Source organism: Bradyrhizobium sp. 199, from assembly GCF_023073355.1.
GTDB lineage: Bacteria > Pseudomonadota > Alphaproteobacteria > Rhizobiales > Xanthobacteraceae > Bradyrhizobium.
The window spans coordinates 34,803-59,780 of record NZ_JADPJI010000011.1 but is presented as its reverse complement, the minus strand read 5'-3'; the positions used below and the strand labels follow the sequence as shown (position 1 = coordinate 59,780).

The 24,978-nt window shown below is 64.2% G+C and carries 21 protein-coding genes; 11 read left to right on the top strand and 10 right to left on the bottom strand.

Annotation, left to right across the window (positions count from 1 at the left end):
• Nucleotides 1–167 precede the first annotated feature (167 nt).
• The 8 genes from IVB28_RS27805 (at nt 168) to mutL (ending at nt 11,098) form a co-directional block, all read left to right on the top strand.
• On the top strand, nt 168–1,139 hold the full coding sequence (locus IVB28_RS27805; protein ID WP_247530508.1) for a bifunctional riboflavin kinase/FAD synthetase: 972 nt from the start codon (nt 168–170) through the stop codon (nt 1,137–1,139).
• A 201-nt stretch (nt 1,140–1,340) separates the two neighbouring features.
• Nucleotides 1,341–4,349: an isoleucine--tRNA ligase gene (ileS, locus tag IVB28_RS27800; protein ID WP_247530506.1), complete on the top strand. Its 3,009-nt coding sequence runs from the start codon at nt 1,341–1,343 to the stop codon at nt 4,347–4,349.
• An 8-nt stretch (nt 4,350–4,357) separates the two neighbouring features.
• On the top strand, nt 4,358–4,852 hold the full coding sequence (gene lspA, locus IVB28_RS27795) for a signal peptidase II (protein ID WP_247530914.1): 495 nt from the start codon (nt 4,358–4,360) through the stop codon (nt 4,850–4,852).
• A gap of 96 nt (nt 4,853–4,948) precedes the next feature.
• Nucleotides 4,949–5,674 carry a hypothetical protein gene (locus tag IVB28_RS27790; protein ID WP_247530504.1) on the top strand — a complete coding sequence of 242 codons (726 nt, stop codon included), beginning with the start codon at nt 4,949–4,951 and terminating at the stop codon, nt 5,672–5,674.
• 205 nt (nt 5,675–5,879) lie between these two features.
• Nucleotides 5,880–7,271 carry a pitrilysin family protein gene (locus IVB28_RS27785; protein ID WP_247530503.1) on the top strand — a complete coding sequence of 464 codons (1,392 nt, stop codon included), beginning with the start codon at nt 5,880–5,882 and terminating at the stop codon, nt 7,269–7,271.
• A complete protein-coding gene (locus IVB28_RS27780; RefSeq protein WP_247530501.1) occupies nt 7,268–8,635 on the top strand; it encodes a pitrilysin family protein in 1,368 nt (455 codons plus the stop codon). The genes IVB28_RS27785 and IVB28_RS27780 overlap by 4 nt, the downstream gene beginning before the upstream one ends.
• Nucleotides 8,636–8,750: 115 nt before the next feature.
• Nucleotides 8,751–9,173: an alternative ribosome rescue aminoacyl-tRNA hydrolase ArfB gene (gene arfB, locus IVB28_RS27775; RefSeq protein WP_247530500.1), complete on the top strand. Its 423-nt coding sequence runs from the start codon at nt 8,751–8,753 to the stop codon at nt 9,171–9,173.
• Between the two features lie 113 nt (nt 9,174–9,286).
• The gene (gene mutL, locus IVB28_RS27770) at nt 9,287–11,098 is read left to right on the top strand and encodes a DNA mismatch repair endonuclease MutL (protein WP_247530498.1); all 1,812 of its coding nucleotides are present in this window, start codon (nt 9,287–9,289) and stop codon (nt 11,096–11,098) included.
• 9 nt (nt 11,099–11,107) lie between these two features.
• Here the strand turns inward: mutL and rsmD are convergent, their stop codons facing one another.
• A complete protein-coding gene (gene rsmD, locus IVB28_RS27765) occupies nt 11,108–11,662 on the bottom strand; it encodes a 16S rRNA (guanine(966)-N(2))-methyltransferase RsmD (RefSeq protein ID WP_247530496.1) in 555 nt (184 codons plus the stop codon).
• A gap of 168 nt (nt 11,663–11,830) precedes the next feature.
• Entirely contained in the window at nt 11,831–13,996 is a 2,166-nt protein-coding gene (locus IVB28_RS27760) for a pseudouridine synthase (protein ID WP_247530494.1), read from the bottom strand.
• Nucleotides 13,997–14,115: 119 nt separating this feature from the next.
• Here IVB28_RS27760 and IVB28_RS27755 point away from each other — a divergent pair, with 119 nt between their 5' ends.
• Nucleotides 14,116–14,574: a nucleoside deaminase gene (locus tag IVB28_RS27755; protein ID WP_247530493.1), complete on the top strand. Its 459-nt coding sequence runs from the start codon at nt 14,116–14,118 to the stop codon at nt 14,572–14,574.
• Here IVB28_RS27755 and IVB28_RS27750 read toward each other — a convergent pair.
• The gene (locus tag IVB28_RS27750; protein WP_247530491.1) at nt 14,571–15,476 is read right to left on the bottom strand and encodes an alpha/beta hydrolase; all 906 of its coding nucleotides are present in this window, start codon (nt 15,474–15,476) and stop codon (nt 14,571–14,573) included. The two genes, IVB28_RS27755 and IVB28_RS27750, sit on opposite strands and share 4 nt — an antisense overlap.
• A gap of 281 nt (nt 15,477–15,757) precedes the next feature.
• A complete protein-coding gene (purD, locus tag IVB28_RS27745) occupies nt 15,758–17,041 on the bottom strand; it encodes a phosphoribosylamine--glycine ligase (protein ID WP_247530489.1) in 1,284 nt (427 codons plus the stop codon).
• 403 nt (nt 17,042–17,444) lie between these two features.
• Between purD and IVB28_RS27740 the strand changes: the two genes are divergently transcribed.
• Nucleotides 17,445–18,095, top strand: a complete 651-nt coding sequence (locus IVB28_RS27740; RefSeq protein ID WP_247530487.1) for an NYN domain-containing protein — start codon at nt 17,445–17,447, stop codon at nt 18,093–18,095.
• Between the two features lie 359 nt (nt 18,096–18,454).
• Here IVB28_RS27740 and IVB28_RS27735 read toward each other — a convergent pair whose 3' ends face one another.
• From IVB28_RS27735 to IVB28_RS27710, 6 genes are all read right to left on the bottom strand, one after another.
• The gene (locus IVB28_RS27735; protein ID WP_247530485.1) at nt 18,455–19,207 is read right to left on the bottom strand and encodes a DUF4145 domain-containing protein; all 753 of its coding nucleotides are present in this window, start codon (nt 19,205–19,207) and stop codon (nt 18,455–18,457) included.
• A 12-nt stretch (nt 19,208–19,219) separates the two neighbouring features.
• Nucleotides 19,220–19,816, bottom strand: coding sequence for a hypothetical protein (locus tag IVB28_RS27730; RefSeq protein ID WP_247530483.1), 597 nt, complete (start codon nt 19,814–19,816; stop codon nt 19,220–19,222).
• Entirely contained in the window at nt 19,813–20,502 is a 690-nt protein-coding gene (locus IVB28_RS27725; protein WP_247530481.1) for a hypothetical protein, read from the bottom strand. Before IVB28_RS27725 ends, IVB28_RS27730 begins: the two co-directional genes overlap by 4 nt.
• A 164-nt stretch (nt 20,503–20,666) precedes the next feature.
• Nucleotides 20,667–20,966: a transcriptional regulator gene (locus IVB28_RS27720; RefSeq protein ID WP_247530479.1), complete on the bottom strand. Its 300-nt coding sequence runs from the start codon at nt 20,964–20,966 to the stop codon at nt 20,667–20,669.
• Nucleotides 20,966–21,520 carry a hypothetical protein gene (locus IVB28_RS27715; protein WP_247530477.1) on the bottom strand — a complete coding sequence of 185 codons (555 nt, stop codon included), beginning with the start codon at nt 21,518–21,520 and terminating at the stop codon, nt 20,966–20,968. The genes IVB28_RS27720 and IVB28_RS27715 overlap by 1 nt, the downstream gene beginning before the upstream one ends.
• 369 nt (nt 21,521–21,889) lie before the next feature.
• Nucleotides 21,890–23,002 (bottom strand): alpha/beta fold hydrolase, encoded by a 1,113-nt coding sequence (locus IVB28_RS27710; protein ID WP_247530475.1) that lies wholly within the window; start codon nt 23,000–23,002, stop codon nt 21,890–21,892.
• 322 nt (nt 23,003–23,324) lie between these two features.
• Between IVB28_RS27710 and xseA the strand changes: the two genes are divergently transcribed.
• Complete coding sequence (xseA, locus tag IVB28_RS27705; protein WP_247530472.1) at nt 23,325–24,965, top strand: exodeoxyribonuclease VII large subunit; 1,641 nt, start codon at nt 23,325–23,327, stop codon at nt 24,963–24,965.
• The last annotated feature ends 13 nt before the right edge of the window (nt 24,966–24,978 follow it).

Below are 24,978 nucleotides of genomic sequence, written 5' to 3'. Positions count from 1 at the left end.
CGGTTCCACGCTCAAGGACTAACACCAAGGCGTTAAACAGCGCGTTAATTGGGGAAGCCTCCCAAGGACTGAAATCGCGTTCGATGCGGCCGCCCCCTTCCGCTTGACTTCATCCGGCCGGTCGCGCCACGGTCCCGGCCGGTCCCGCCGGTTCGAGAATTCCCCTGATGGCCCCGCATTTTACCGTTATCCGCGACACCACGCCGGACTCCGCGATTCCGAGAGGCACCGTGGTCGCCATGGGCAATTTCGACGGGGTTCATCTCGGCCACCGCGCCGTGATCGCCGCAGCCTTGGAAATGGGCCGGGCGCAGGGCCGCCCTGCGCTGGCGCTGACCTTCGAGCCGCATCCGCGACGGTTTTTCAGCCCCAACACCCCGCAATTCCGTCTGACGGACGAGCCGGCCAAGCTGCGGCTTTTGGCCGGCACCGGGCTTGCCGGCGCCGTGGTCATGACCTTCGACAAGGCGCGAGCCGGGACCAGCGCGCAAGATTTCATTCACCATGACCTGATCGGGCGCCTCGGCGTCAGCGGCATCGCCGTCGGCTACGACTTCCATTTCGGCAAGGGACGCGTCGGCTCGCCGAGCCTGCTGGTCAACGAGGCGCCCCGGCTCGGCATCGAGGTCGACGTGCAGCCGCATGTCGATTTCGACGAGCGGCCGGTGTCCTCCAGCGCCATCCGGATCGCGCTCGCCGAAGGTCTCCTTGGCGAGGCCACCACCATGCTGGGCGGGCCCTGGTTCGTCACCGGCGAGGTGATCCATGGCGAGAAGCGCGGTCGCGATCTCGGCTATCCCACCGCCAACATCCGCCTGGATACCAATTGCGGTCTCAAGCACGGCATTTATGCGGTGCGGGTCGGCCGCGGCGCCGAGCGGTTGGACGGCGTGGCGAGCTTCGGTCGCCGCCCGACCTTTGACAATGGCGCCCCGTTGCTCGAGATCTTCCTGTTCGACTTCAAGGGCGACCTCTACGGGCAGGCGTTGGACTGCGCCTTTGTCGGCTTCATCCGCGAGGAGCTGAAATTCGACAGCCTGGAGGCCCTGATCCGCCAGATGGACGACGATTCCGCCCGCGCCCGCGCCATCCTGGCCGCCGCCCCGGACGCGTTTCCGAGGCTGGGCGTGATCGATTGACCCAGAACCCCGACCTCCCTGAACCTTTGCGCTCCCCTTGGCCCCCTGCTATGGAGAGCCCATGTTTGCGCGGCGCATCATAGGGATTAGCGGCCCGGCTTCCGCCTGAGCTAAGGCTCGGCGCAAGACCGGGATTTTGTCGTTTCACCCGCGATTCCGCATCGCCATTCGTTCCCGCGCCCTTCCGAGCCAGTCAGCCTCATGTCCGAAAAGCCGCAAAAGTCCCAAAAGTCTGAAGCCAAAGACTATTCGAAGACCCTGTTCCTGCCGCAGACGGATTTCCCGATGCGTGCCGGCCTGCCGCAGCGCGAGCCGGAGATCCTCAAGCGCTGGTACGAGATCGGCCTCTACGAGAAGCTGCGCGAGAGCGCGAAGGGCCGCGCCAAGTTCGTGCTGCATGACGGCCCGCCCTACGCCAACGGCAACATCCATATCGGCACCGCGCTGAACAAGATCCTCAAGGATCTCGTCACCAAGAGCCAGCAGATGCTCGGCTTCGATTCCAACTACGTGCCGGGCTGGGACTGCCACGGCCTGCCGATCGAATGGAAGGTCGAGGAAGAGCACTATCGCAAGAAGGGCAAGCAGAAGCCCGACTTCCGCGACAGTACCGCGATGATCGATTTCCGCCGGGAGTGCCGCGCCTACGCCACGCATTGGCTCGGCGTGCAACGCGAAGAGTTCAAGCGCCTCGGAGTGATCGGCGACTGGGATCATCCCTACGCCACCATGAGCTATCCGGCCGAAGCCCAGATCGCGCGCGAGCTCATGAAGTTCGCCGCCAACGGCACGCTCTATCGCGGCTCCAAGCCGGTGATGTGGAGCGTGGTCGAGAAGACGGCGCTCGCCGAGGCCGAGGTGGAGTACGAGGACTACACCTCCGATACGGTGTGGGTGAAATTCCCGGTCACCTCCCCCGCGCACGGCGCGCTTGCCGCCGCAAGCGTCGTGATCTGGACCACCACGCCATGGACCCTGCCCGGCAACCGCGCCATCTCGTTCTCGCCGAAGATCGCCTACGGCCTGTACAAAGTGACGGATGCGCCCGCCGACAATTGGACCAGGAGCGGCGATCTGCTGATCCTCGCCGATGCGCTCGCTGAAGAGGTCTTCAAGCAGGCGCGCGTGACCGCCTATGAGAAGGTCCGCGAGATCCCCGGCGACACCATGGACGCGATCGAATGCGCGCATCCGCTGAAGGGCCTTGCCGGCGGCTACGACTTCATCGTGCCGCTATTGCCCGGCGACCACGTCACCGACGACACCGGCACCGGCTTCGTGCACACCGCGCCCGGCCATGGCCGCGAGGACTTCGATGCCTGGATGGCGCAGGCGCGCGATCTCGACGCGCGCGGCATCAATACCGCAATCCCCTACACCGTCGACGAGAACGGCGGCTACACCGATCATGCGCCGGGCTTTGCCGGCAAGCGTGTCATCAACGACAAGGGCGAGAAGGGCGACGCCAACGAGGCCGTGATCAAGGCGCTCGTCGAACGAGGCATGCTGCTCGCGCGCGGGCGGCTGAAGCATCAATATCCACACTCCTGGCGCTCCAAGAAGCCGGTGATCTTCCGCAATACGCCGCAATGGTTCATCGCGATGGACAAGGACATTGCCGCTGACGGCAAATCCAGGTCCGGCGACACGCTGCGCGCCCGCGCGCTGCACGCGATCTCGGTGACGCAATGGGTGCCGCCATCGGGCGAGAACCGCATCAACGGCATGATCGAGGCGCGCCCGGACTGGGTGATCTCGCGCCAGCGCGCCTGGGGCGTGCCGATTGCCGTGTTCGTGCGCGAGAAGGGCGACGGCTCCGCCGAGGTCCTCCAAGACGAGGTCGTCAACACCCGTATCGGCGAGGCCTTCGAGAAGGAAGGCGCCGATGCCTGGTACGCGAACGGCGCGCGCGAGCGCTTCCTTGGCGCTCGTGCCAATGAAGACTGGCAGAAGGTCGACGACATTCTCGACGTCTGGTTCGATTCCGGCTCGACCCACGCTTTCGTGCTCGAAGACCCGGTGCAGTTTCCCGGGCTCGCCGGCATCAAGCGCAAGGTCGACGGCGGCACCGACACGGTGATGTACCTCGAAGGCTCGGACCAGCATCGCGGCTGGTTCCACTCCTCGCTGCTCGAAAGCTGCGGCACCCGCGGCCGCGCGCCTTACGACATCGTGCTGACCCACGGCTTCACCCAGGCCGAGGACGGCCGCAAGATGTCGAAGTCGCTCGGCAACACCATCGAGCCGCAGGCCGTCATCAAGGAATCCGGCGCCGACATCCTCAGACTCTGGGTTGCGTCAGCCGACTACACCGACGACCAGCGCATCGGCCCCGAGATCCTGAAGAACACCGTCGAGACCTATCGTAAGCTGCGCAACACCGTGCGCTGGATGCTCGGCACGCTGCATCACTACAAGCCCGTTGACGCAGTTGCGCCGGCCGAGATGCCGGAGCTCGAACGGCTGATGCTGCACGAGCTGGCGGTGCGGGACGCGGCCATCGGCAAGGCCTACCGGGAGTTCGACTTCAAGACCGTGGTCGCGATCCTGTCCGCGTTCCTGAACAGCGAGCTCTCGGCGTTCTATTTCGATATCCGCAAGGACACGCTGTATTGCGATCCGCCGTCCTCGCTGACGCGCAAGGCGGCGTTGACGACGATCGACCAGCTGTGCGCCTCGATCCTGAAATGGCTGGCGCCGATCCTCAGCTTCACGGCGGAGGAGGGCTGGCGCATGTACCGCCCCGAGGCCGAGCCTTCGGTGCATCTGACGCTGTTCCCGACCGACCTCGAAGGCTTGCGCGACGACAAGCTCGCCGCGAAGTGGGAGACGATCCGCAACGTCCGCCGCGTCGTCACCGGCGCGCTCGAGCTCGAACGCGCCGCCAAGAACATCGGCTCGTCGCTGGAGGCATCGCCGGTGATCTATGTCGCCGACCGCGACATGCTGGCGACGCTGTTCGACGTCGATCTCGCCGAAATCTGCATCACCTCGAATTACGAGGTGCGTGAGGGCGAGGCGCCGGCGGCCGCGTTCCGTCTCGATGCGGTGCCCGGTGTCGCGGTCGTCGTGGAAAAGGCGGTCGGCACCAAATGCGCCCGCTCCTGGAAGATCTCCCCGATGGTCGGCGAAGACGCTGAATACCCCGACGTCACCCCGCGGGACGCGAAGGCGCTGCGCGAATGGAAGGCGTTGGGCGTGGCGGTCTGATCCCCGGCATGACCCCGCTCGGCGCCGGCATCTTCGCGGCCGTGGTCACGCTCGTGGCCGATCAGGCCTCGAAGCTCTGGCTGCTGAACGTGTTCGACCTCGCCCGTCGCGGCGCGGTGAGGGTGACGCCGTTCTTCGACCTGGTGCTGGCCTGGAATATCGGCATCAGCTTCGGCTGGCTCCAGAACGACAGCCAGGCGGCGCAGCTCGCGCTGATGGCGGTCAAGACCCTTTCCGTGGTCGCGCTGGCGATCTGGATGGCGCGCTCGCACACCCTGCTTGCAACGATCGCACTGGGCCTGATCATCGGCGGCGCCATCGGCAACGGCATCGACCGCGTCGCCTACGGCGCGGTGGTCGATTTCGCCCTGTTCCACATCGAGATCGGCGGAAATACCTATAATTGGTATGTGTTTAACCTCGCGGACGTGGCCATCGTTGCTGGGGTGGCAGGGCTATTGTATGATTCCTTCCTGGGGGTACCCGCCGCAAAAGCGCCCTGATCCCGGCCGATACGGACCGGCAGGTGGAACCCGCGTTTTGCGAAGGTCAGGCCGCGTTTGAGCGGCAATCTGCCACAATATGGAACAGGTACAGCAATGCGCAGCTCGAAGACCAGCGGTTCGATGGTTCGAGACCCCCAACGGGGGTTCTGGCAGGCGTTGAAATTGTCCGCTGTCGCGCTCGGCATCGGTCTCGTCATGTCGGCTGGCGCGGCCCGCGCAGGTGACGACGACGATGAAGATGACGGGATGACCTTCGAAGAGAAGATCATCGACAATCTGATGTCGGGCATCGGCGCCAAGAGCATGGAGAAGAAGGGAATCGAATACCGCGAGCGCTCGCCGCTGGTCGTGCCGCCAAAGCTCGATCTGCCGCCCCCTGCGACCGAGGCCAAGGCTGTCCCGAACTGGCCCAAGGACCCCGAGGAAAAGCGCCGCAAGGAAGCCATTGCCGCGCGCAAGAAGGCGACCAAGGAAACGGAGAACTGGCAGGCGGCCCGGCAACTGACGCCGGCCGAGATGAAGGCCGGCCAGGTCGCCGCAGCTCCCCGGACGAGCAACGACCCGATCCAGCCGGGCACCAACGGCAACCCATCGCTCAGCCCGGCCGAGCTCGGCTTCTCCGGTGGTCTGTGGAACATGATGAAGGGCGGCAACGCCACCGAAGAGAAGAAATTCACCAGCGAGCCGCCGCGCCAGTCGCTGGTCGAACCGCCCCCGGGCTATCAGACGCCCTCGCCGAACTACTCCTATGGCGCCGGACCGGACAAATCGCGGCGGACTTATTTCGACATCATGTCGGGCAAGGACAAGGAACAATAGCGTTCCTGTCCTGCCGCGTTGTTCTGCAGAAGCGAACCGAGTGCCGCCGGGCTCGTGTCCGCACGATGCCGGTCATGATTGCTTATCAGTAACTTGCCTACGCGTTGAGTTCTCTGCTTCGTGACGCGAAGCCTCAGCCGCACGGTGTACCATGCCGTGCCTCCGAGCCGGACATCCGGACCTCGGCCTTTCACTAGGGATCATGATGTCCGCAAACCGATCGGCTGCCTGCCTCCTTGCCGCGCTGCTTTCGACCAGTGTTCTGACGGCGGGCGTGGCCCTTGCCCAGACCACGGTCACATCGGCCCCGCCCGCCAGCTTCACGCTCGCCAACGGCATGCAGGTCGTGGTGATCCCCGATCACCGCACGCCCGTGGTGACGGAGATGATCTGGTACAAGGTCGGCTCGGCCGACGAGACGCCGGGAAAGTCCGGCCTTGCCCACTTCCTCGAACACCTGATGTTCAAGGGCACCTCGAAGCATGCCGTCGGCGAATTCTCCCAGACCGTGCTTCGCGTCGGCGGCAACGAGAACGCCTCGACCTCGGTCGACTACACCAACTATTACCAGCGTGTGCCCAAGGAGCAGCTGCCCACCATGATGGAGTTCGAGGCCGACCGCATGACCGGCCTCATCCTCAAGGACGAGAACGTGCTGCCCGAGCGCGACGTCGTGCTCGAAGAATACAATATGCGCGTCGCCAACAATCCGGACGCGCGGCTGAACGAGCAGATCATGGCCGCGCTCTATCTCAATCATCCCTACGGTCGGCCCGTGATCGGGTGGCATCAGGAGATCGAGAAGCTCGATCGCGAGGATGCGCTCGCCTTCTATCGACGCTTCTATGCGCCGAACAACGCGATCCTGGTGATCGCCGGCGACGTCGACGCCGCCGATGTCCGCCCGCTGGTCGAGCGCAATTTCGGCTCGATCCCGGCGCAGCCCGCCATCCCCGCGCGGCGCGTCCGTCCGCAGGAGCCCGAGCCGGCTGCCCCCCGCACTGTCACGCTGGCCGACCCGCGCGTCGAGCAGCCGAGCATGCGGCGCTATTATCTCGCGCCCTCGGCGACCACGGCTGCGGCCGGTGAAAGCGCGGCCCTCGACGTGCTGGCCCAGCTGATGGGCAGCGGCAGCAATTCCTATCTCTACCGCGCCCTCGTCGTCGACAAGCCGCTCGCGGTGTCCGCCAACGCCAGTTATTCCAGCATCTCGCTCGACCCGACGCAGTTCGCGATCTCGGCCTCGCCGAAACCCGGCGTCGGCTTCGCCGAGGTCGAGCACGCGGTCGACGAGGTCATCGCCAAGGTCGCGCAGAACCCGATCCGCGCCGAGGATCTGGAACGCGTAAAGACCCAGCTCATCGCGGAAGCGATCTACGCCCAGGACAACCAGGCGGTGCTGGCACGCTGGTATGGCGGCGCGCTGACCACGGGCCTGTCGATCGAGGACATCAGAAGCTGGCCCGACCGCATCCGCGCGGTCACCGCCGAGCAGGTTCGCGCGGTCGCGCAGAAATGGCTCGAGAAGAAGCGCTCGGTGACCGGTTATCTGATCAAGGACACCGCGACTACCAAACGCGAGGAGAAGCGTTCGTGACCTATCCTTTCCTTCGACGCGTTGCTTTCTCCCTGGCCACCGGCGCGGCACTCGCGCTCGCCGCGGTCTCGCCCTCGCAGGCAGCCGCAAAGATCCAGCACCTGGTCTCGCCGGGCGGCATCGAGGCCTGGTTCGTGCAGGACGCAACCGTGCCGCTGATCGCGATGGAATATTTCTTCGCCGGCGGCTCGGCCCAGGATCCAAAGGACAAGCCGGGCGTCGCCAATCTGGTCGCCGACCTTCTCGACGAGGGCTCCGGCGATCTCGACTCCAAGACCTTCCATGAGCGGCTCGACCGCCGCGCCATCGAGCTCTCCTTCAGCGCCACCCGCGACACCTTCCGCGGCAGCCTGCGCATGCTGCGCGACAACAAGGACGAGGCCTTCGACCTCTTGCGGAGCGCGCTGACCTCGCCGCATTTCGACACCGCCGATGTCGAACGCATTCGCTCGCAGGTCATCTCGGGCCTGCGCCGCGAGACCACCAACCCGACATCGCTGGCAAGCCGCAATTTCCTGGAGGTCGCCTTTGGCGATCACCCTTACAGCCGGCAGAGCAACGGCAACCTCGATAGCGTGCCGACCATCACGGTTCCCGATATGAAGGATTATGTCGGCCGCGTGCTAGCGAAGGAGGGGCTGAAGATTGCAGTCGTGGGCGACGTCGACCCGGCGACCCTCGGCAAGCTGCTCGACCACACCTTTGGCTCCCTGCCCGCCAAATCCAACCTCACGCCGGTCCCGGACGTCGAGGCCGCCAAGCCGCCGCGACGCGCCTTCGTCACCCTCGACGTGCCTCAAACCGTCATCACGTTCGGCGGCCCCGGCGTGAAGCGCAGCGACCCGAACTTCATGGCGGCCTATGTCGTCAATCACATCCTCGGTGGCGGCGGTCTGTCGTCGCGGCTCTATCGCGAGGTGCGCGAGAAGCGCGGACTGGCCTATTCGGTGTTCGAATCGCTGCTCTGGATGGAGCATTCGGCGGTGTTCATCGGCAATACCGGCACGCGCGCCGACCGCGCCGGCGACACCATCGATGCGATCGAAAAGGAAGTGCGCCGCATCGCCGAGGAAGGCCCGACGCAGAAGGAGCTCGACGAGGCCAAGTCCTACCTGAAGGGCTCGCAGATGCTGGCGCTCGACACCTCCTCCAAGCTGGCGCAAGCGCTGCTGCAGTACCAGCAGGACAAGCTGCCGATCGACTATATCGAGAAGCGCAACGCCATCGTCGATGCCGTGACGCTGGACGACGCCAAAGCCGCCGCCAAGCGCCTCTGGGGCCAGGGGCTGCTGACCGTCGTCGTCGGCCGCGCCCCGCAGGCCGCGGCGCAGCCGGCCGCGGCTCCGGTGACGAAGTCGAACTGACGTTCCTCTCTCGTTTGCTGAAATGGCCGGGCACCCCGGCCATTTTGCGTTCCAGAAGCACCATTGCCGAACGCAGACGTCCGCGATATGTCCGGACATCACGAATGGTGCTGCCATGCTGCGGATATCCCGCGATCTCGTCATCGACGAGGACGACATCGAGATCGGCTTTGTCCGCGCCTCCGGTCCGGGCGGGCAGAACGTCAACAAGGTCGCGACCTCCGCGCAATTGCGCTTCGATACCCGGAAGCTGACGCTGCCGGAGGATGCCGCGTTGCGCCTTGCCCGGCTCGCAGGGCAACGCATGACCAAGGACGGCGTCATCGTAATCCAGGCCCAACGCTTCCGTACCCAGGAACGCAACCGCCAGGACGCCATCGACCGGCTTACGGAGATGCTCGGCGAAGCCATGGTCCGGCCGAAGCCGCGGCGCGCGACAAAGCCGACCTTTGGCTCCAAGCAGCGCCGGCTCGAGGGCAAGAAGCGCCGCAGCGACGTCAAGTCGAAGCGCGGCGGCGGCCGTGGCCTCGAGGACTGAGAGAGGCTGCCCGGTGGGCTCCGTATGTCATGTGGGTAGTTCGGACCTGGCCCATGCAATCGGCCGCTTGAGCGACTAGATTGGCCGCCTGAACGCCGCCTCGAGTCCCCTTCATGCCCGTCCGCCAATTGCCAGAACAGGTCGTCAACCGCATCGCCGCCGGCGAGGTGGTCGAGCGCCCGGCGAGTGTGGTGAAGGAACTGGTCGAGAACGCGATCGATGCCGGCGCCAGCCGGATCGACATCTTCACCGATGGCGGTGGGCGGCGGCGGATCGGCATCACTGACGACGGCGGCGGCATGACGGCGAAGGATCTCGCGCTCGCGGTCGAGCGTCACGCCACATCCAAGCTCGATGACGAGGATTTGCTGCAGATCCGCACCCTCGGGTTCCGCGGCGAGGCGCTGCCCTCGATCGGGTCGGTCGCGCGTCTCTCCATCACCACCCGCCATGCCAGCGAGCCGCACGCCTGGGCACTCTCAGTCGAGGGCGGCGAGAAATCCGAGATCATGCCGGCGGCGCTGGCGCACGGCACGCGGGTCGAGGCTGGCGACCTCTTCTATGCGACACCGGCACGGCTGAAATTCCTGAAGACCGACCGCACCGAGGCCGAGGCGATCCGCGAGGTGGTCCGGCGCCTCGCGATGGCGCGGCCCGATATCGCTTTCACGCTCGCGGGCGAGGAGCGCGCGCCGGTGACCTGGGCCGCCGCGCTGCCTGGCGCGGCGGGACGCCTGACGCGGCTCGGCGATATCCTGGGGGCAGAATTCCGCAGCCACGCCATCGAGGTCCATGCCGAGCGCGACGGCGTCGTCGTCGCCGGCTATGCCGCGGCCCCTGCGCTGACAAAGGCCAATGCACTCGGGCAATATCTCTTCGTCAACGGTCGCCCGGTGCGTGACAAGCTGATCTTGGGAGCCGTGCGCGCGGCCTATTCCGACTATTTGCCGCGCGACCGCCATCCTGTGCTGGCGCTGTTCGTCACGCTCGATCCGCGCGAGGTCGACGCCAACGTGCATCCGGCCAAGACCGAGGTGCGCTTCCGCAACGCGGGCCTGGTGCGCGCACTGATCGTGCACGGATTGAAGGACGCGCTCGCACGCGAGGGCCGGCGCACGGCCGCCAACAGCGGCGATAGCGCGCTGTCCGCATTCCGCCCTGCCTTCACGCCGCGTCCCGCGAGTTGGGACTGGCGGGCCTCGCCATCTGCCCCCGTCGCGCCGATGCCGTCCTTCGAAGGCGCCGCGGCGCCTGCCTTCGCCGAGCGCGCTCAAGCCGCCTTCGACGTCGGTGCGCCCAGTGCGGACGTACGGATCGAGTCGCAGCCCGCCAGCGATCTCCTCGACCGTCCGCTCGGCGCGGCGCGGACGCAGATCCACGAGACCTATATCGTGTCGCAGACCCGCGACGGGTTGATCATCGTCGACCAACACGCCGCACATGAGCGGATCGTCTATGAGCGGCTGAAGGCCTCGCTGGCCGCGAACGGCGTGCAGCGGCAGATCCTCCTCATTCCCGAGATCGTCGAGATGGACGAGGCCACGGTGGAACGCCTGCTGGAGCGTAGCGAGGAACTGGCGTCGTTCGGCCTCGCCATCGAATCCTTCGGCCCCGGTGCAGTCGCGGTGCGCGAGACCCCCTCACTGCTCGGCAAGACCAACGCGGGCGGGCTGCTTCGCGATCTCTCCGAGCACATGGCCGAGTGGGACGAGGCGCTGCCGCTGGAGCGTCGCCTGATGCACGTCGCCGCCACCATGGCCTGCCACGGCTCCGTGCGCGCCGGCCGCCGCTTGCGGCCCGAGGAGATGAACGCCCTGCTCCGCGAGATGGAGGACACCCCGAACTCCGGCCAGTGCAATCACGGCCGGCCGACCTATGTCGAGCTGAAGCTGTCGGATGTGGAGAAACTGTTCGGGCGGCGGTGACCTTCGAAATTACGGCCGCTTCAAAAACACGAACTCCGTGTCGTCATAAGCGCGACGCTCCAGTTCTTCGAAGCCTTCGGGCGTGACGAACTGCGCAATCTTAGCCTCTTCCACGATGAGCAGCGCCCCCGGCGTGAGCCAGCCGCCGTCGCGCAAGCTCGCCAGCGCCTTCTCCGCAAAGCCCTTGCCATAGGGTGGATCGAGGAACACCAGCGAGAAGGGCTCGACGGGATGCGCGGGGCCGAGATCGGTCGCATCGCGGCGATAGACTTTTGTGACGCCACCCAAGCCCAGCGTCTCGACATTGTTGCGCAGCAGCGCCCGGGCTTCTGCGCCATTGTCGACGAACAGCGTGAACTTCGCCCCGCGCGACGACGCTTCGATGCCGAGCGCACCGGTGCCTGCGAAGAGATCGAGCACGCGCGCATCTTCAATCGGATCGTCATAGGCATGCACGAGGATGTTGAACACGGACTCGCGCAAGCGGTCCGCCGTGGGGCGGATGTCGCGCGAGGACGGTGAGGCCAGATTGCGCCCCTTCAATCGACCGCCGACGACGCGCATCTAGATGTCTCCGTCATGCCCGGGCAAAAGCGCGAAGCGCGCCTTCGCGCAGATGTCCCGGGCATCCACGTTCTTGAGCGGTGAACGTGAGCAAGACGTGGATGGCCGGGTCAAGTCCGGCCATGACGATCTGCTGCGGAGCGTCAGGGTCGTTTCAACCATTCGACGTTACTCGCCGTCCTTCGGCGCCAGATCGCGCTTGCCGTGATAGCCGCGCTTGGGACGGCGCGGCGGGCCGTAGCCGCTGGCCTCGGACTCGTTACGCTCGCGCGCCTCTTCGCTACCGGTGCGTTGCACCAGCACGCGGCGGCCCTTGCGGTCGTTGATCACGCCGCGTTTGGTGGCAGGCTTCTTTTCGCGCGGCGGGTCGTCGCCTTCGGGCGAGAGCGATTTCTGCGGCACGTCGAACTGGGCACCCGACTTTTCGATGATCTTGTCGCCGAGCTGGTCGCGAAGCACTCGCGACTTGATCTCCTCGACCTGGCCTTCGGGGACCTCTCCGAGCTGGAACGGACCGTAGGACACCCGGATCAGCCGGTTCACCTCGAGCCCGAGATGGGCGCAGACATTGCGCACCTCGCGGTTCTTGCCTTCGCGGATCGCAAACACCAGCCAGACATTGGCGCCCTGGTCGCGCTCGAGCGTCGCTTCGATCGGACCGTATTTGACGCCCTCGACCTCGATGCCGTTCTGGAGCTCGTCGAGCTGGGCTTGGGTGACGTCGCCATGGGCGCGAACGCGGTAGCGGCGCAGCCAGCCGGTATCGGGCAGCTCGAGCGTGCGCGCGAGCCCGCCATCATTGGTGAGCAGCAACAGGCCTTCGGTGTTGAAGTCGAGCCGGCCGACGCTGATCAGCCGCGGCAGGCCTTCCGGCAGATTGTCGAACACGGTCGGACGTCCCTCGGGGTCGTCATGCGTGGTCATCAGCCCGCGCGGCTTGTGATAGAGGAACAACCGCGTGCGCTCGCGCTCCGGCAACGGCTTGCCGTCGACCATGACGACGTCGTTCTTGGTGATGTCGAGCGCGGGCGAGTTGATCACGCGGCCATTGACGGTGACGCGGCCCTGCGTGACCATTTCCTCGGCATCGCGGCGCGAGGCAAGCCCCGCACGCGCCAGCGCCTTGGCGATGCGCTCGCCGGCCTTCTTCGGCTTGGCCTCTTCTTCCCGGCGCGGACGCCGGTCGAAATCGCGATCGCGCTCGCGATAGGCGCCGCGGCCGCCGAACGCGGGACGTTTCTCGAAGATCCTGCTGTCGTCCTCGTTTTCGCGCCGCGGACGATCGCCGGAACGAGCGTCGCTGCGGGGATGCTCGTGCCAGTCGGAGCGACCCTCGGAGCGCTCGCGCGGACGATCGAACTTCGGACGGTCGCGGAACGGACGATCACCCGACGGACGGTCGTCGCGTGACCGCGAAACGCGCGGACGGTCCTCGCCGCGGCCACCATCGCGACGGTCGTCGCGCTTCTGCCAGGGCTTGTCCTCGCCTCGCTCACGACCACCAAAATCTTTGCGCGGCCCACGATCCGGTGCACCACGCGAAAACTTTCGCTCGCCATCGAACTTGCGCTCCGGCCGATCACTGCGCGGCGCGCGATCACCGCGATCGAAATTCGGACGGTCGCCGCGCGGCTTGAAGCTGCGCTCGCCACGATCCTCACGCGGCCCGCGATCAGGACCGCCCCGCGAAAACTTCCGCTCGCCGTCGAACTTGCGCTCCGGACGGTCGCCGCGCGGCGCATAGGGGCGCTTGTCGCCGAACTTCTTGTCGCCCGACCGGCCGGCGGGGCGGGACTCGTCACGATCGCGGCTGCGCGGCGGACGATCGTCGCGGCCAAAAGCCGGGCGATCCCCGCGCGGCTTGAACGGCCGCTTCTCGCCATCACGCGAGGAGCGATCGGAAAAGGGGCGGTCGCCACGGGGCTTGAACGGGCGCTTCTCGCCGTCGCGTGACGAACGATCGGAGAACGGACGGTCTTCACGCGGCTTGAAGGGACGGTCGCCACGCGGCTTGAAGCTGCGCTCGCCGCGGCCCTCACCACCACGGTCGTCGCGCTTGAATTTCGGACGCTCGCTGAAATCGCGGCGCGGGGCATCGCCCTCTTCGCGGCGGCGGAACGGACGATCGCCACGATCAGCGCGAGGCGGCGGGCGGCTGTCGCGGTCGCCACGAGGCGGGCGGGCGTCGCTCCTGCCCTCAGGGCCGCGCTTGGCGAATTTCTTCTCAGGGCCACGCGGCTTGCCGGACCGGCCCTTGGGCGGTCCCTTGTGCGGTCCCTTGGGAGGGCCTCGCCGGCCGCGGGAATCGTTGTCTTTGTCGCTGTCGCGAGGCATTGATAATCTCACTCAGGGGGTGGCCAGAAAGCATTGTGCGCGCTCGTTTCGAGCCGCATGCTCAGGCGAAATCGGTAAGCACTTCTGCTGAAGGCGCAGCTACTAGCAGGTTTCTGGCGATGATACGAGGCTTGAAAGCCCCCTCTTTCATGGATTTGGCGCTCAGAACGGCCGAAAACGCCGGAAAGGCGGGCGAAGTTCCGATCGGATGCATCGTGGTCCGCAATTTCGAGGTCATCGCCACCGCGGCGAACCGGACGCTGACCGACTACGACCCCACGGCTCATGCCGAGATCATTGCGCTGCGCGAAGCCGCCAAAAAGATCGGCAGCGAGCGTCTTGTCGACTGCGACCTCTACGTGACGCTGGAGCCCTGCACCATGTGTGCGGGCGCGATCTCGTTTGCAAGGGTGAGGCGCCTCTATTACGGCGCGGCCGATCCCAAGGGCGGCGCGGTGGAATCAGGCGTGCGGTTCTTTGCCTCGCCGACCTGCCATCACGCGCCGGATGTCTATTCCGGCGTCGGCGAGAGCGAGGCGGCGCGGCTGCTCAAGGAGTTCTTTCGGGAGCGGCGCTAATCCGCGAGGAAGAACTCGCGCAGCGCCCTTGCGGTGACGTCCGGATTCTCCTCGGTGAGGAAGTGGCCGGAATCCACCGGCATGCCCACGACGTTGGTCGCCCATTGCCGCCAGATATCGAGCGGCGTCGCGGCGGCTTGGGCCACGCCGGCATTGCCCCACAGCGCCAGCATCGGAATGGTGATCTTCTTGCCGGCTTCGAAATCGGCCTTGTCGAGGTCGTAGTCGAAATAGGCGCCGGCGCGGTAGTCCTCGCACATCGCATGCACCCGGGCGGGATCGCGAAACGGGGCGATGTAATGTTCGAGCGCGCGCTCGTCGATGGCGTCTAACGTCCTGAACTTGGTCTGGCTCGCCATCTTGAAGCGCAGGAAGAACTCGCCGTTGCTCGCGATCAGCGTCTCCGGCAGCGGATAGGGCTGCGCCAGGAAAGTCCAGTGATAGATCTTCAGCGCGTAGGCGCGGTTCATCCGCTCCCAGTAATTATAGGTCGGCAGGATATCGAGCACGGCGAGCTTCGACAGCCGGCCGGGATGGTCGAGCGCGAGGCGGTAGGAGACGCGGCCGCCGCGGTCGTGGCCGGCCAGGGCAAAGTGCACGTGGCCGAGGCGCTCCATCACTTCCACCATCGCCTTGGCCATCGCGCGCTTGCTGTAGGGGATGTGCAGCGCGTCGCTCTCGGGCATGTCGGACCAGCCATAGCCCGGCAGATCGGCGATGATCAGCGTGAACTTATCGGCCAGTTGCGGCGCCACCTGGTGCCACATCACATGGGTCTCGGAGAAGCCGTGCAGCAGGAGCAGCGGCGGCCCGCTGCCGCCGACGCGGGCGAAGATGCGGCCGAAGGAGGTGTTGATCCATTCGGAGGCAAAGCCCGGATAGAGGTCGGCGAAATCGGACATCTTTTTTGCATCCTTATTTGGTCGGTCCAAAGGTCGGCCCGACAACAAAATGTCGAAAACAACCCCATGCACAGTAGCGGTATTATCGACGGGGCGGCTAACCCCAACGGCTGGTTGCATATTCTGGAATGTGGATGTGGCGGCGCGGTGGCACCAATCCATTGAGATGTCGGATGGGCACGCCTTGCGCGCCGTCCGGGAGCACGGCTCAAGCCTTGTCAGGCCCAAGGCTTGTCAGACCCAAGCCTCGTCAGCCCAAGTCTTGTCAATCTAGGGGCTTGTCAGCCCTTGGCCTTCTCCGCCTCCACCGCCTGCCAGCCGATGTCGCGGCGGCAGAAGCCCTCCGGCCAGCTAATGCGGTCGACGGCCTGGTAGGCGCGCGCCTGCGCCTCCGTCACGGTCTTGCCCAGCGCGCAGACATTGAGCACGCGGCCGCCATTGGCGAGGATGGCGCCGTCCTTCTCAACGGTGCCGGCATGGAAGATCTCGACGGTGTCCACCTTCGCCGCGTCATCGAGCCCCTCGATCCGCGTGCCCTTCTGGTAGTCGCCGGGATAGCCGTTCGCCGCCATCACCACGGTGAGCGCGGAGTCCGGATGCCAGCGCAGATCGAAATTCTTCAGCTGCCCGTCGCAGGCGGCGAGGAAGGCGGGCACGATGTCGGACATCATGCGCAGCATCAGCACCTGGCACTCGGGATCGCCGAAGCGCACGTTGAACTCGAACAGCTTTGGGCCCTGCGTCGTCAGCATGATCCCCGCGTAGAGAATGCCGCGAAACGGCGTGCCGCGCTGCTTCATGCCCGCGACCGTCGGCAGAATGATCTTGGCCATGATCGCGTCGTGGACCGCAGGCGTGACCAGCGGCGTCGGCGAATAGGCGCCCATGCCACCGGTGTTCGGGCCGACGTCATGGTCGAACACGCGCTTGTGGTCCTGCGCAGACGCCAGCGGAATGGCGGTCTCGCCGTCGCACAGCGCGAAGAAGCTGATCTCGCGGCCCGGCAGAAACTCCTCGACCACGACTTCAGCGCCGGCCTCGCCGAAGGCGCCCTCGAACATCATGGCGATGGCGTCCTCGGCCTCGCGCACGGTCTTGGCGACGACGACGCCCTTGCCGGCGGCAAGGCCGTCGGCCTTGACCACAATCGGCGCGCCCTGGCTCTGGACGTAAGCACGCGCATCGGCAGCATTGGTGAATCGCTCATAGGCGCCTGTGGGAATGCCGAACTCGGTGCAGAGCGCCTTGGTAAAGCCCTTCGAGCTTTCGAGCTGGGCGGGGATCCTGTTCGGCCCGAACGCCTTGATGCCGGCGGCGGTGAGGTCATCGACGATACCGGCCGCCAGCGGCGTCTCCGGGCCGACCACGGCGAGATCGACCGCATTCTTTTTGCAGAAGTCGATCACGGCGGCATGGTTGGCAACGTCGAGCGCCACGCATTCCGCTTCGCGCGCGATCCCGGCATTGCCCGGCGCGCACCAGAATTTGGTCACCAGGGGAGAGGCTGCGATCTTCCACGCCAAGGCATGTTCGCGGCCACCGGAACCGAGCAGGAGAATGTGCATCGAGGGCTCGAAATGAGGGTTTCGCTGGGGCGGAGGTCGCATGAATCGGGGTGAGGCTCAAGGGGGCTGAACGCCGAACTCACTGCCATTCCCAGGGTGCGACAAACCCTTTTTCCTTCTCCATCTTATGGGGAAATCACAGGTGAAATAGCGTAGTATTTCCAACGTACCGGCGTGCCGGTGTATTGCAAATGACGAAAGGGAAATTCTGCAGGACGCCGCTGCGGGACGCGCTTTTCTGGCGCATGTTATCATTCCCCGACGAACGAACACTAGCAACCTTGGGGGAGCCAAACCTGGCCCTGCAGGGCTTTGCTTCCGAGCGCAGACCTCTTCGTGAGCAAATACTATGAATTTTGGACGTTTAGGCGCTTCAAGTTCTCCGCGAAAGGCGGTTCAGCCCGTGACAAAGTATCTCTTCATCGATGGAGCATGTCTCAGAACGACCATCGAGGAAATCGGAAAGCGATATGCTCCGGGTCAACTTCTGCGCGTAGATTATGATCGCTTGACGGGCGGTTACGACAAAGTCTTCTACTATGACGCTCTCCCCGCGAAACGCAGCGGCGAAACCGACGAGGATTTCAGCATTAGGCGGGACGCGGCGATTTCATTTCATGACCAACTGGGATCGCTTGATCGCTTCCATGTCTATGAGGGCGACACTCGAAGGAGCCCGTCTATTCGTAAACAGGAGCAGAAAAAAGTCGACGTTATGATAGCAGTCGACATGCTGACACATTCGTTCCGGCGCAACATGCAACACGCGAGCCTACTGACTGGCGACTTAGATTTTAAGCCATTGCTAGATGCATTGGTAATAGAAGGAATGTCGGTTACGCTGTGGTTTCCACCACATAAGACGAACAAGCAACTAATTGCTGCGGCGGATCAGCGACGCCAGCTAGACATCCAGTCGATTTATCCGGCCCTGCGACCCGCGAGTAAGGCTTTGTTTTACATTCCGTCCGGAAGTGGTGAGCCATCGCGCGGCGACATTGGACGAGTACTTCATGTATCGAACAGTGATAATGGAGAGTCAAAAATTGTTTGAATGCCAGGATCGCACCTATGTTTTAGCGACGCCTAATCCGAACCCGGGCTACTGCACCTATTGGACGCACCTCGATCTCACCATTCTGAAGCATTTTGCTTTCGATGTTTTGGGCCTCGCTGTCCCTGATGCGGTCACGTAAGCAAATTCTACCCTCTCTATGAACGCTCGCGCTGTTGAGTGGCGCAGCGTCAGCTCAACAACGACTCGGTGGCAAGTTTGGAAATTACGGTGACAGCGCACCCAAGGTCCAAAGGCAAAGCATCAGTTGACATGGTTTAGTGCACTGTCACCGTAGTCCTAATAGAATAGCCCTGCACTTTCAGAAAACCGATCGCTGCGCCGCAGTGTCCCAATTACTATGCCTGCTCAGGCGGCCCCGGCAAAATGCCGCCGAACATCTCTGCGATGGACTTCCGGGGTTTCTTCTTTTCAGCCTGGCGCTCCTTAAATTCTTCGTGGCGATCACTGAGGTCGTAGACATATTCCGTAATCGCATTCACGAAAACCTGCAGATCCTCAGCATCCTCGCGCGAAACGGTGATATCCTCTGGATGAGCGACCAAATTCCGAATCGCGTGAAGACTCTGGCTCCATTCGTAAAGTCGTTCATCGATGATTTTTCGATCATGCAATTGACGGACGCCCTCGCCGAGCATCAGGTATTTCTTCCGACTTGGGGTATGCCCAGCCGATTTTTCTGCCTTGTTGTCTTTCGGCTCTAGAACGTCACGGCACAGCGCTTCGAGAGCGCGTCCAAGCATCATGCAAGCAGCAATGTACGCACCCACTTGGAGCGATAGATCAGCTTCGAGCAAGGATTGGCGAAGCGTTCTTGGAATACGGTAGCTCGTAAACGCCTTTGGCGGGTTTGGGTGAACTCTGACAACATCGCCGAATACGTCATATTCGGATCCCTCGCACCCAATGAATTGGAGTTGCTCTGAGCGCCCCACCAAAATGATTTTACAATGCGGGCATTTGCCGACGGAGATCCGGTGACCATACGGCTCTCCTGCGTCATCATCGAAGTATGAACTATCGACGTGAACTCCGCCCTCGGCTCCTACTCTGGCTTTGCAGCGCGGGCAATCGATGATGAAAGTTGTCATGAGGTAATCAGTTTACCCTTCTTTGGTTGGGAGTGCCATCAAATCGAGAAGCGTGAGCTCGGCTGCAGGAGGCGAGGCCTTGACCGTCTTGATCGTGGATTTACGAGCAGGGCGTTGTGGCCTTGCCTTGCGCTCTAACTTTAGCGTCTTGGGATCATCGATCGATACCTTGCGCAGCTTCGCCTTGTCGTGCCAGCTAAGCGGAATATGCCAGAACGCGGGTGCTTTCCCTCTCTTGATGCGGTTCGCGATGTCTGGCCAGTGATGGATCAAAAGAGAGCACTTACGGAAGAAATCCCACTGACTCCATTTTCCGTCGAAAAAGAAAACGAGCATGCCTGCTTGAACTAGCGCGAGCCTCTCGTGCGGCACATATCTCATTTCCATATCGCCTGAGATAATCACACTGCCGCCGGCTTCGGCAAATCTCTTGATCCAAGGCGCATCATTCTTCTTCAGGTAGTCGGAATCGCTTGGCTTGGGGGTATACTGAGTCGCACTAGTTATCTCAAACGCTCCAATCCTCCTTTTCAATTGGCGCTCGTTGGCGAAAGTCTGGAAGACTTTGACCATTGCAATCGGAACGTTCTCGTCAAAAGCAATTTTCAAGCGGCCTTACGCAATTCTTTCTCAAATCTTACAGCTTCACGGACCTGTCGCTCGGGTACTTCAAAGATATCAGCTACAAAAGCGGCACTCCCTTCAACCTTTGCCGATTGGGCCAAGGTGGAGGTGGGAATACGGCTGGCTCTCAATATCGGCCGACCAAAAGAGAATCGCGGGTGGACAATGACGTTGGGAGCGATCTTTGGTCGTGGTCGCCACCATACGGCGTCGCCTTGAGGATCATAAGTAACGTCATCCTTCAACGACTTCATCACGACCGCCAGCATCTCAAAATTCTTCGTCCGGAGATCGTAGATGCTCACTCCATTGCGCCGGGCGATTTCGGCGACCACCTTCTTGCCGTCCGTCTTGAAGACTGTATGCGTTGCAAATGGGTGCGGGTGCTCCAGCGTCTCCTTCACCTCATCCATAATCTTGCGGATTTCGCGCAGGCCGACCCCGGCACTTGCGAAGGTCGCTACAAAGCGCAATTCCATCAGATTTGTGAAACTGACGGCAACCTTGCCGCCGACGCGGCCAAGTTGATTATCAATCACGGCCACTTGCTTTCCGGTGTGGCCCTCGACCCAGACGCGGACAACGTCCTGCGGCGCTTGCACAAGTTCAGCGACCTCGGGGATCGTATAGATGCCGGTTTCCAACAGGTCTGGTTCGGAGTTCTTCCTCATTGGCGAGATATGCACCCGATTGCGAGTAATTTTGTATGCACTAAATCTAACCTTGTTGGCAATTCAGCCTTAGGTCTGATGCAACCTAGCATGACGCTCTAGTGTACGCTGCGTCGTTTCACAAACCCAGGTCCGAACAAGCCTTTGAATTTGCTGGCGGGGGGTCAACCCTGCTTCCCCGCAATGATCGCCTGCAACGTCGCCACGTGCCGCGCGAACGCGCCGCGGCCGGCGGCGGTCGCGGTGACCGTAGTCTGCGGCTTCTTGCCGACGAAGGCTTTTTCCACCGAAACGTAGCCCGCCTTGGCCAGCGTCTCGATATGCGCGCCGAGATTGCCGTCGGTGGCGCCGGTGAGCTTTTTCAGCCGGGAGAACTCCAATGCGCCGGTGCCCGGCAGCGCGTTCAGGGCCGCCATGATCTTGAGCCGCAACGGCTGGTGAATGATATCGTCGAGCTCGGCCATCAGATCCGCCGCATCCAGAGCCCGCCGAGGATCAGGCCACCGCCGTTGACGAAGGCCATCCAGAGCGGAAACGCGTCGCCGATATAGAAGAAGCCGATCAGCGTCAGCGTGGAGATGCCGACACCGATCGCCATGAAGGCATAGCCGAACCAGAGACCCGCCAGCGTATAGAACAGCATGAAGTAGAGCGGCCAAAACGTGCCCAGCTGGCGCGGACCGAAATGGCCGATCACGCTGGTGCAGAGATAGCCGAAGGCGAAGAACAGCACGAACAGCAGCAGCAGCCTGACCTCGAAGCCGCGACCATGGGCGTGGCGCGGCGGATTGAGCAGGCGGAGCACAACCATACCGACGACGCCGACAACATCCACGGCAACCCAGGCGTAGACCGCATAGACCGGCCAGAGCCAGGTCACGAGATTGCCCGCGAACACCAATAGGCCCCACCAGACGGCAGCATAGCTCGCCAGCTCGTAGAGCTGGGATTGCTTCACGCGCTGGACGATGTCGTCGATATCGGCCAGCGCTGCGGAGGCCTCCTTGCTGTCGATCATGTCGTCCCTTTCAGTCCCTGGGCTATCTCGTATGACGCTCGGGTGAGACCTGAGCGCGCGCCTCGTCCTTCGAGACGACCGCTACGCGGTCTCCTCAGGATGAGGCTTCGAGACGACCGCTTCCAGCGGTCTCCTCAGGATGACGCTCGGCTGCATCAGTCCCCATTGGAGCGACCGCCGCAAACTCCGCCCTCATCCTGAGGGCCCGCCGCAGGCGGGCGTCTCGAAGGATGGCCGCGAGTTCGGTAACAGCTGAGCGAGCGCCTCGTCCTTCGAGACGACCGCTGCGCGGTCTCCTCAGGATGAGGCTCAGCTGCGCCACGGGGAAACCGCTCCCATCTGCGCTTGGCTTGCCATCAGCGGATCGCATCATGACTGCCCTGCCCCGCGCGTTGCCACATCATCGGCGATGATCGAAATCGCCTTCGGATTTGTCACGATGCCCATGTGGTTGATGCCGTCGATGATCTTGACGTCGACCGACGGCTTCACCGCCTGCACCACTTCCGCGTATTTGTCCGAGATCATCATCTCGTCCTCGGCGCCGCCGAAGATCGTGATCGGCCGTGTCGTCGCCGGAAGATCGAGGCGATAGCCGCGCGTCGCGAAATTGCGCGTCAGGCGGTCTGAATAGGTGGCGACGAGGTACTTTGCCGAACTCGCCGGCACGGCGAGAGCGAGCACCGGAAGCTGCGCGCAGCAATCGATGCCGAGCTTGCGCAACGCGGCGAGGCCGAGGAAGCGCGGCAGGTTGAAATTGGCCCAGCCGCCGGAATGCGGCTTGTTGGTCGGCGCGTCGTAGCCGAGATAGGGCGCCAGCAACACGGTGCGCACGAACATGTCCTGCATGATAGGGGTCGCGGCGAGGCGCAGCGAGAAGCCGGCACCGGCGGAATGGCCGATCAAGGTCAGCGGCAGCTCCGGCGCGGTCTTGCGGATTTGAGCGACGAAGTCGACGAGGTCGTCTTCGAGCTGACCGACATAGCCGATGTCGCCGCGCGTGCCGGAGCCGCCATGGCCGCGCACGTCGAGCGCCCAGGTCTCCACCCCACGCGAGGCGATCGCATGGGTCAGCGCATGGTTGACGGTGCCGCTGGAGCCGGAGGAGCCGTGGATGAAGATCGCGCCACGGCCGGTGGCGGGGCTCCCGGAGCCATTCCCGTTCCGAGGGGATCGGAACGGGGCTCCGGATTCTTGTTTTGACGCGTTTTCTTCACGCGAACCGGCTTCCACTTCGCTCGAAAACGCTTTGGCCGCGTAGTGGCGGAAACCGATCCAGGTGCCGTCGCGGGCCTGGAAGCGCTCGAGCGGGGGCAGCGTGGACCAGTCGATGCCCTTGGCGGAGTCCGAGACCGATCGCATCTCCGGCGGCCGCTCCAGCGGCGTTGCGATCATGGCCGCCAGGAGCAGCGCCACGGCGCCGACCGCACACAGGGCCCATTTCAGCCCGTTCAACACGCCGCGCAGCAACCGGATCGCCATGACGCACACTCCCATGGATCTACATCGATAGAGAACTCTATAGTACAGAGTACCCTTGTGGGCAAGCTCTGCGGGTTCGAGCTCGGATCACCTCTCCCGAAGGGAGAGGTCGGATCGCAGCGATGCGATCCGGGTGAGGGGTTCTGGTTTCACGGAGTGCCTTGCCCCCTCACCCGGATTGCCGGGCGCGCATTGCGCGCCCGGCAATCCGACCTCTCCCCGACGGGGAGAGGTGATCCACGAACCGCCGCCGAACATCATTTCATTGCGCTTTGAATGGCGCCGCGCCGCGAAAATCCTTAACGTCGGGTCTGACCCCAAAATGCCGAATCGTTTGCCGATGCCGCCTGCCGAACAACTGAACAACGCCCCCGAATTCACCGTGTCCGAGCTCTCGCAGTCCCTGAAGCGGACGGTTGAGGACACTTATGGCCATGTCCGGGTCCGCGGCGAGATCTCGGGCTTCCGCGGGGCTCATTCCTCCGGCCATTGCTATTTCGCGCTCAAGGACGAGAGCGCCAAGATCGAGGCGGTGATCTGGAAGGGCGTGCACGGCCGCATGCGCTTCAAGCCGCAGGAGGGGCTGGAGGTCATCGCCACCGGCAAGCTCACGACCTATCCGGGCTCCTCGAAATACCAGATCGTGATCGAGGCGCTGGAGCCGGCCGGCATCGGCGCCCTGATGGCGCTGATGGAAGAGCGCAAGAGGAAGCTCGCCGCCGAGGGCCTGTTCGACGAGGCGCGCAAGCAGCTGCTGCCGTGGCTGCCCGAGGTGATCGGCGTCGTGACCTCGCCGACCGGCGCCGTGATCCGCGACATCCTGCACCGGCTGGAGGACCGCTTTCCCCGCCACGTGCTGGTATGGCCCGTCAAGGTGCAGGGCGAAGGCTCGGCCGAGCAGGTCGCGGCCGCGATCCGCGGCTTCAGTGCGCTGCCGGAGGGCGGCAGGATTCCGCGCCCCGACGTCTTGATCGTCGCGCGCGGCGGCGGCTCGCTGGAGGATCTCTGGTCGTTCAACGAGGAGATCGTGGTTCGTGCCGCGGCCGAGAGCATGATCCCGCTGATCTCCGCGGTCGGACATGAGACCGACATCACGCTGATCGATTTCGTCGCCGACAAGCGCGCGCCGACGCCGACGGCGGCGGCCGAGATGGCGGTGCCGGTGCGCAGCGATCTCTTTGTCGAGGTCGCCGATCTCGGGCGCCGCACCCGCGCCTGTTGGCAGCGCGGCCATGAGAGCCGTCGCAGCGAGCTGCGTGCGGCCGCGCGCGCGCTGCCGGCCGCCGGGGATTTGCTGGCGATCCCGCGGCAACGGCTGGATTCGGCAGGTGCGTCCCTGCCCCGCTGCCTCAAGGCCAACACCCATGCGCATTTCCGCCGGTTTACCGCGGCGAGCGCCAAGCTGACATTGCGGGTGCTGCACGGCCAGATCTCGCAGGCCGATCATCGCCTCACCGTGTGCGGGGAGCGGCTCGGCCTGTCCGCGCGCTCGCTGCTGCGTCGGCGGCGCGACCGCTTTGCCGGGCTGGAGGTGCGCTTGCGCGCCTCGAAGCTCTCCAACGCACAGGCGCAGCGCAACGCCCTTGCCCGCCAGCGCGAACGCACGCATCGCCTTAGCGAGCGCGCCAGCCGCGCGCTTGTGACGTTGCTGCAGCGTTTCGATGCCCGCGTCGAGAACAGCGGCAAGCTGCTCTCCGCGCTGTCCTATCGCAGCGTGCTCGCGCGCGGCTTTGCGCTGGTGCGGGACGAAGCCGGCCATCCGCTGCATGCAGCCGCCAGCGTCGGGCCGAACGCGCGACTCGAGATCGAGTTTGCGGATGGACGTGTTGCGGCGACCGCGGATGCGGATCGGCCTGCGCCTGCGGCAAAGCGCGCGCCGTCGCAAGCCAGGCCAGCCGCGCAGGACGCCAAGCCCGCGCCGAAGCGCGTGGGCAAGCCGGTGGATCAGGGTAGTTTGTTTTAGACGCGAGGGCGGC

Coding starts and splice junctions, on each gene's coding strand:
- IVB28_RS27805 (WP_247530508.1), top strand. CDS start 168: ATGGCCCCGCATTTTACCGTTATCCGCGACACCACGCCGGACTCCGCG.
- ileS (WP_247530506.1), top strand. CDS start 1,341: ATGTCCGAAAAGCCGCAAAAGTCCCAAAAGTCTGAAGCCAAAGACTAT.
- lspA (WP_247530914.1), top strand. CDS start 4,358: ATGACCCCGCTCGGCGCCGGCATCTTCGCGGCCGTGGTCACGCTCGTG.
- IVB28_RS27790 (WP_247530504.1), top strand. CDS start 4,949: ATGCGCAGCTCGAAGACCAGCGGTTCGATGGTTCGAGACCCCCAACGG.
- IVB28_RS27785 (WP_247530503.1), top strand. CDS start 5,880: ATGTCCGCAAACCGATCGGCTGCCTGCCTCCTTGCCGCGCTGCTTTCG.
- arfB (WP_247530500.1), top strand. CDS start 8,751: ATGCTGCGGATATCCCGCGATCTCGTCATCGACGAGGACGACATCGAG.
- mutL (WP_247530498.1), top strand. CDS start 9,287: ATGCCCGTCCGCCAATTGCCAGAACAGGTCGTCAACCGCATCGCCGCC.
- rsmD (WP_247530496.1), bottom strand. CDS start 11,662: ATGCGCGTCGTCGGCGGTCGATTGAAGGGGCGCAATCTGGCCTCACCG.
- IVB28_RS27760 (WP_247530494.1), bottom strand. CDS start 13,996: ATGCCTCGCGACAGCGACAAAGACAACGATTCCCGCGGCCGGCGAGGC.
- IVB28_RS27755 (WP_247530493.1), top strand. CDS start 14,116: ATGATACGAGGCTTGAAAGCCCCCTCTTTCATGGATTTGGCGCTCAGA.
- IVB28_RS27750 (WP_247530491.1), bottom strand. CDS start 15,476: ATGTCCGATTTCGCCGACCTCTATCCGGGCTTTGCCTCCGAATGGATC.
- purD (WP_247530489.1), bottom strand. CDS start 17,041: ATGCACATTCTCCTGCTCGGTTCCGGTGGCCGCGAACATGCCTTGGCG.
- IVB28_RS27735 (WP_247530485.1), bottom strand. CDS start 19,207: ATGACAACTTTCATCATCGATTGCCCGCGCTGCAAAGCCAGAGTAGGA.
- IVB28_RS27725 (WP_247530481.1), bottom strand. CDS start 20,502: ATGAGGAAGAACTCCGAACCAGACCTGTTGGAAACCGGCATCTATACG.
- IVB28_RS27720 (WP_247530479.1), bottom strand. CDS start 20,966: ATGGCCGAGCTCGACGATATCATTCACCAGCCGTTGCGGCTCAAGATC.
- IVB28_RS27715 (WP_247530477.1), bottom strand. CDS start 21,520: ATGATCGACAGCAAGGAGGCCTCCGCAGCGCTGGCCGATATCGACGAC.
- IVB28_RS27710 (WP_247530475.1), bottom strand. CDS start 23,002: ATGGCGATCCGGTTGCTGCGCGGCGTGTTGAACGGGCTGAAATGGGCC.
- xseA (WP_247530472.1), top strand. CDS start 23,325: ATGCCGAATCGTTTGCCGATGCCGCCTGCCGAACAACTGAACAACGCC.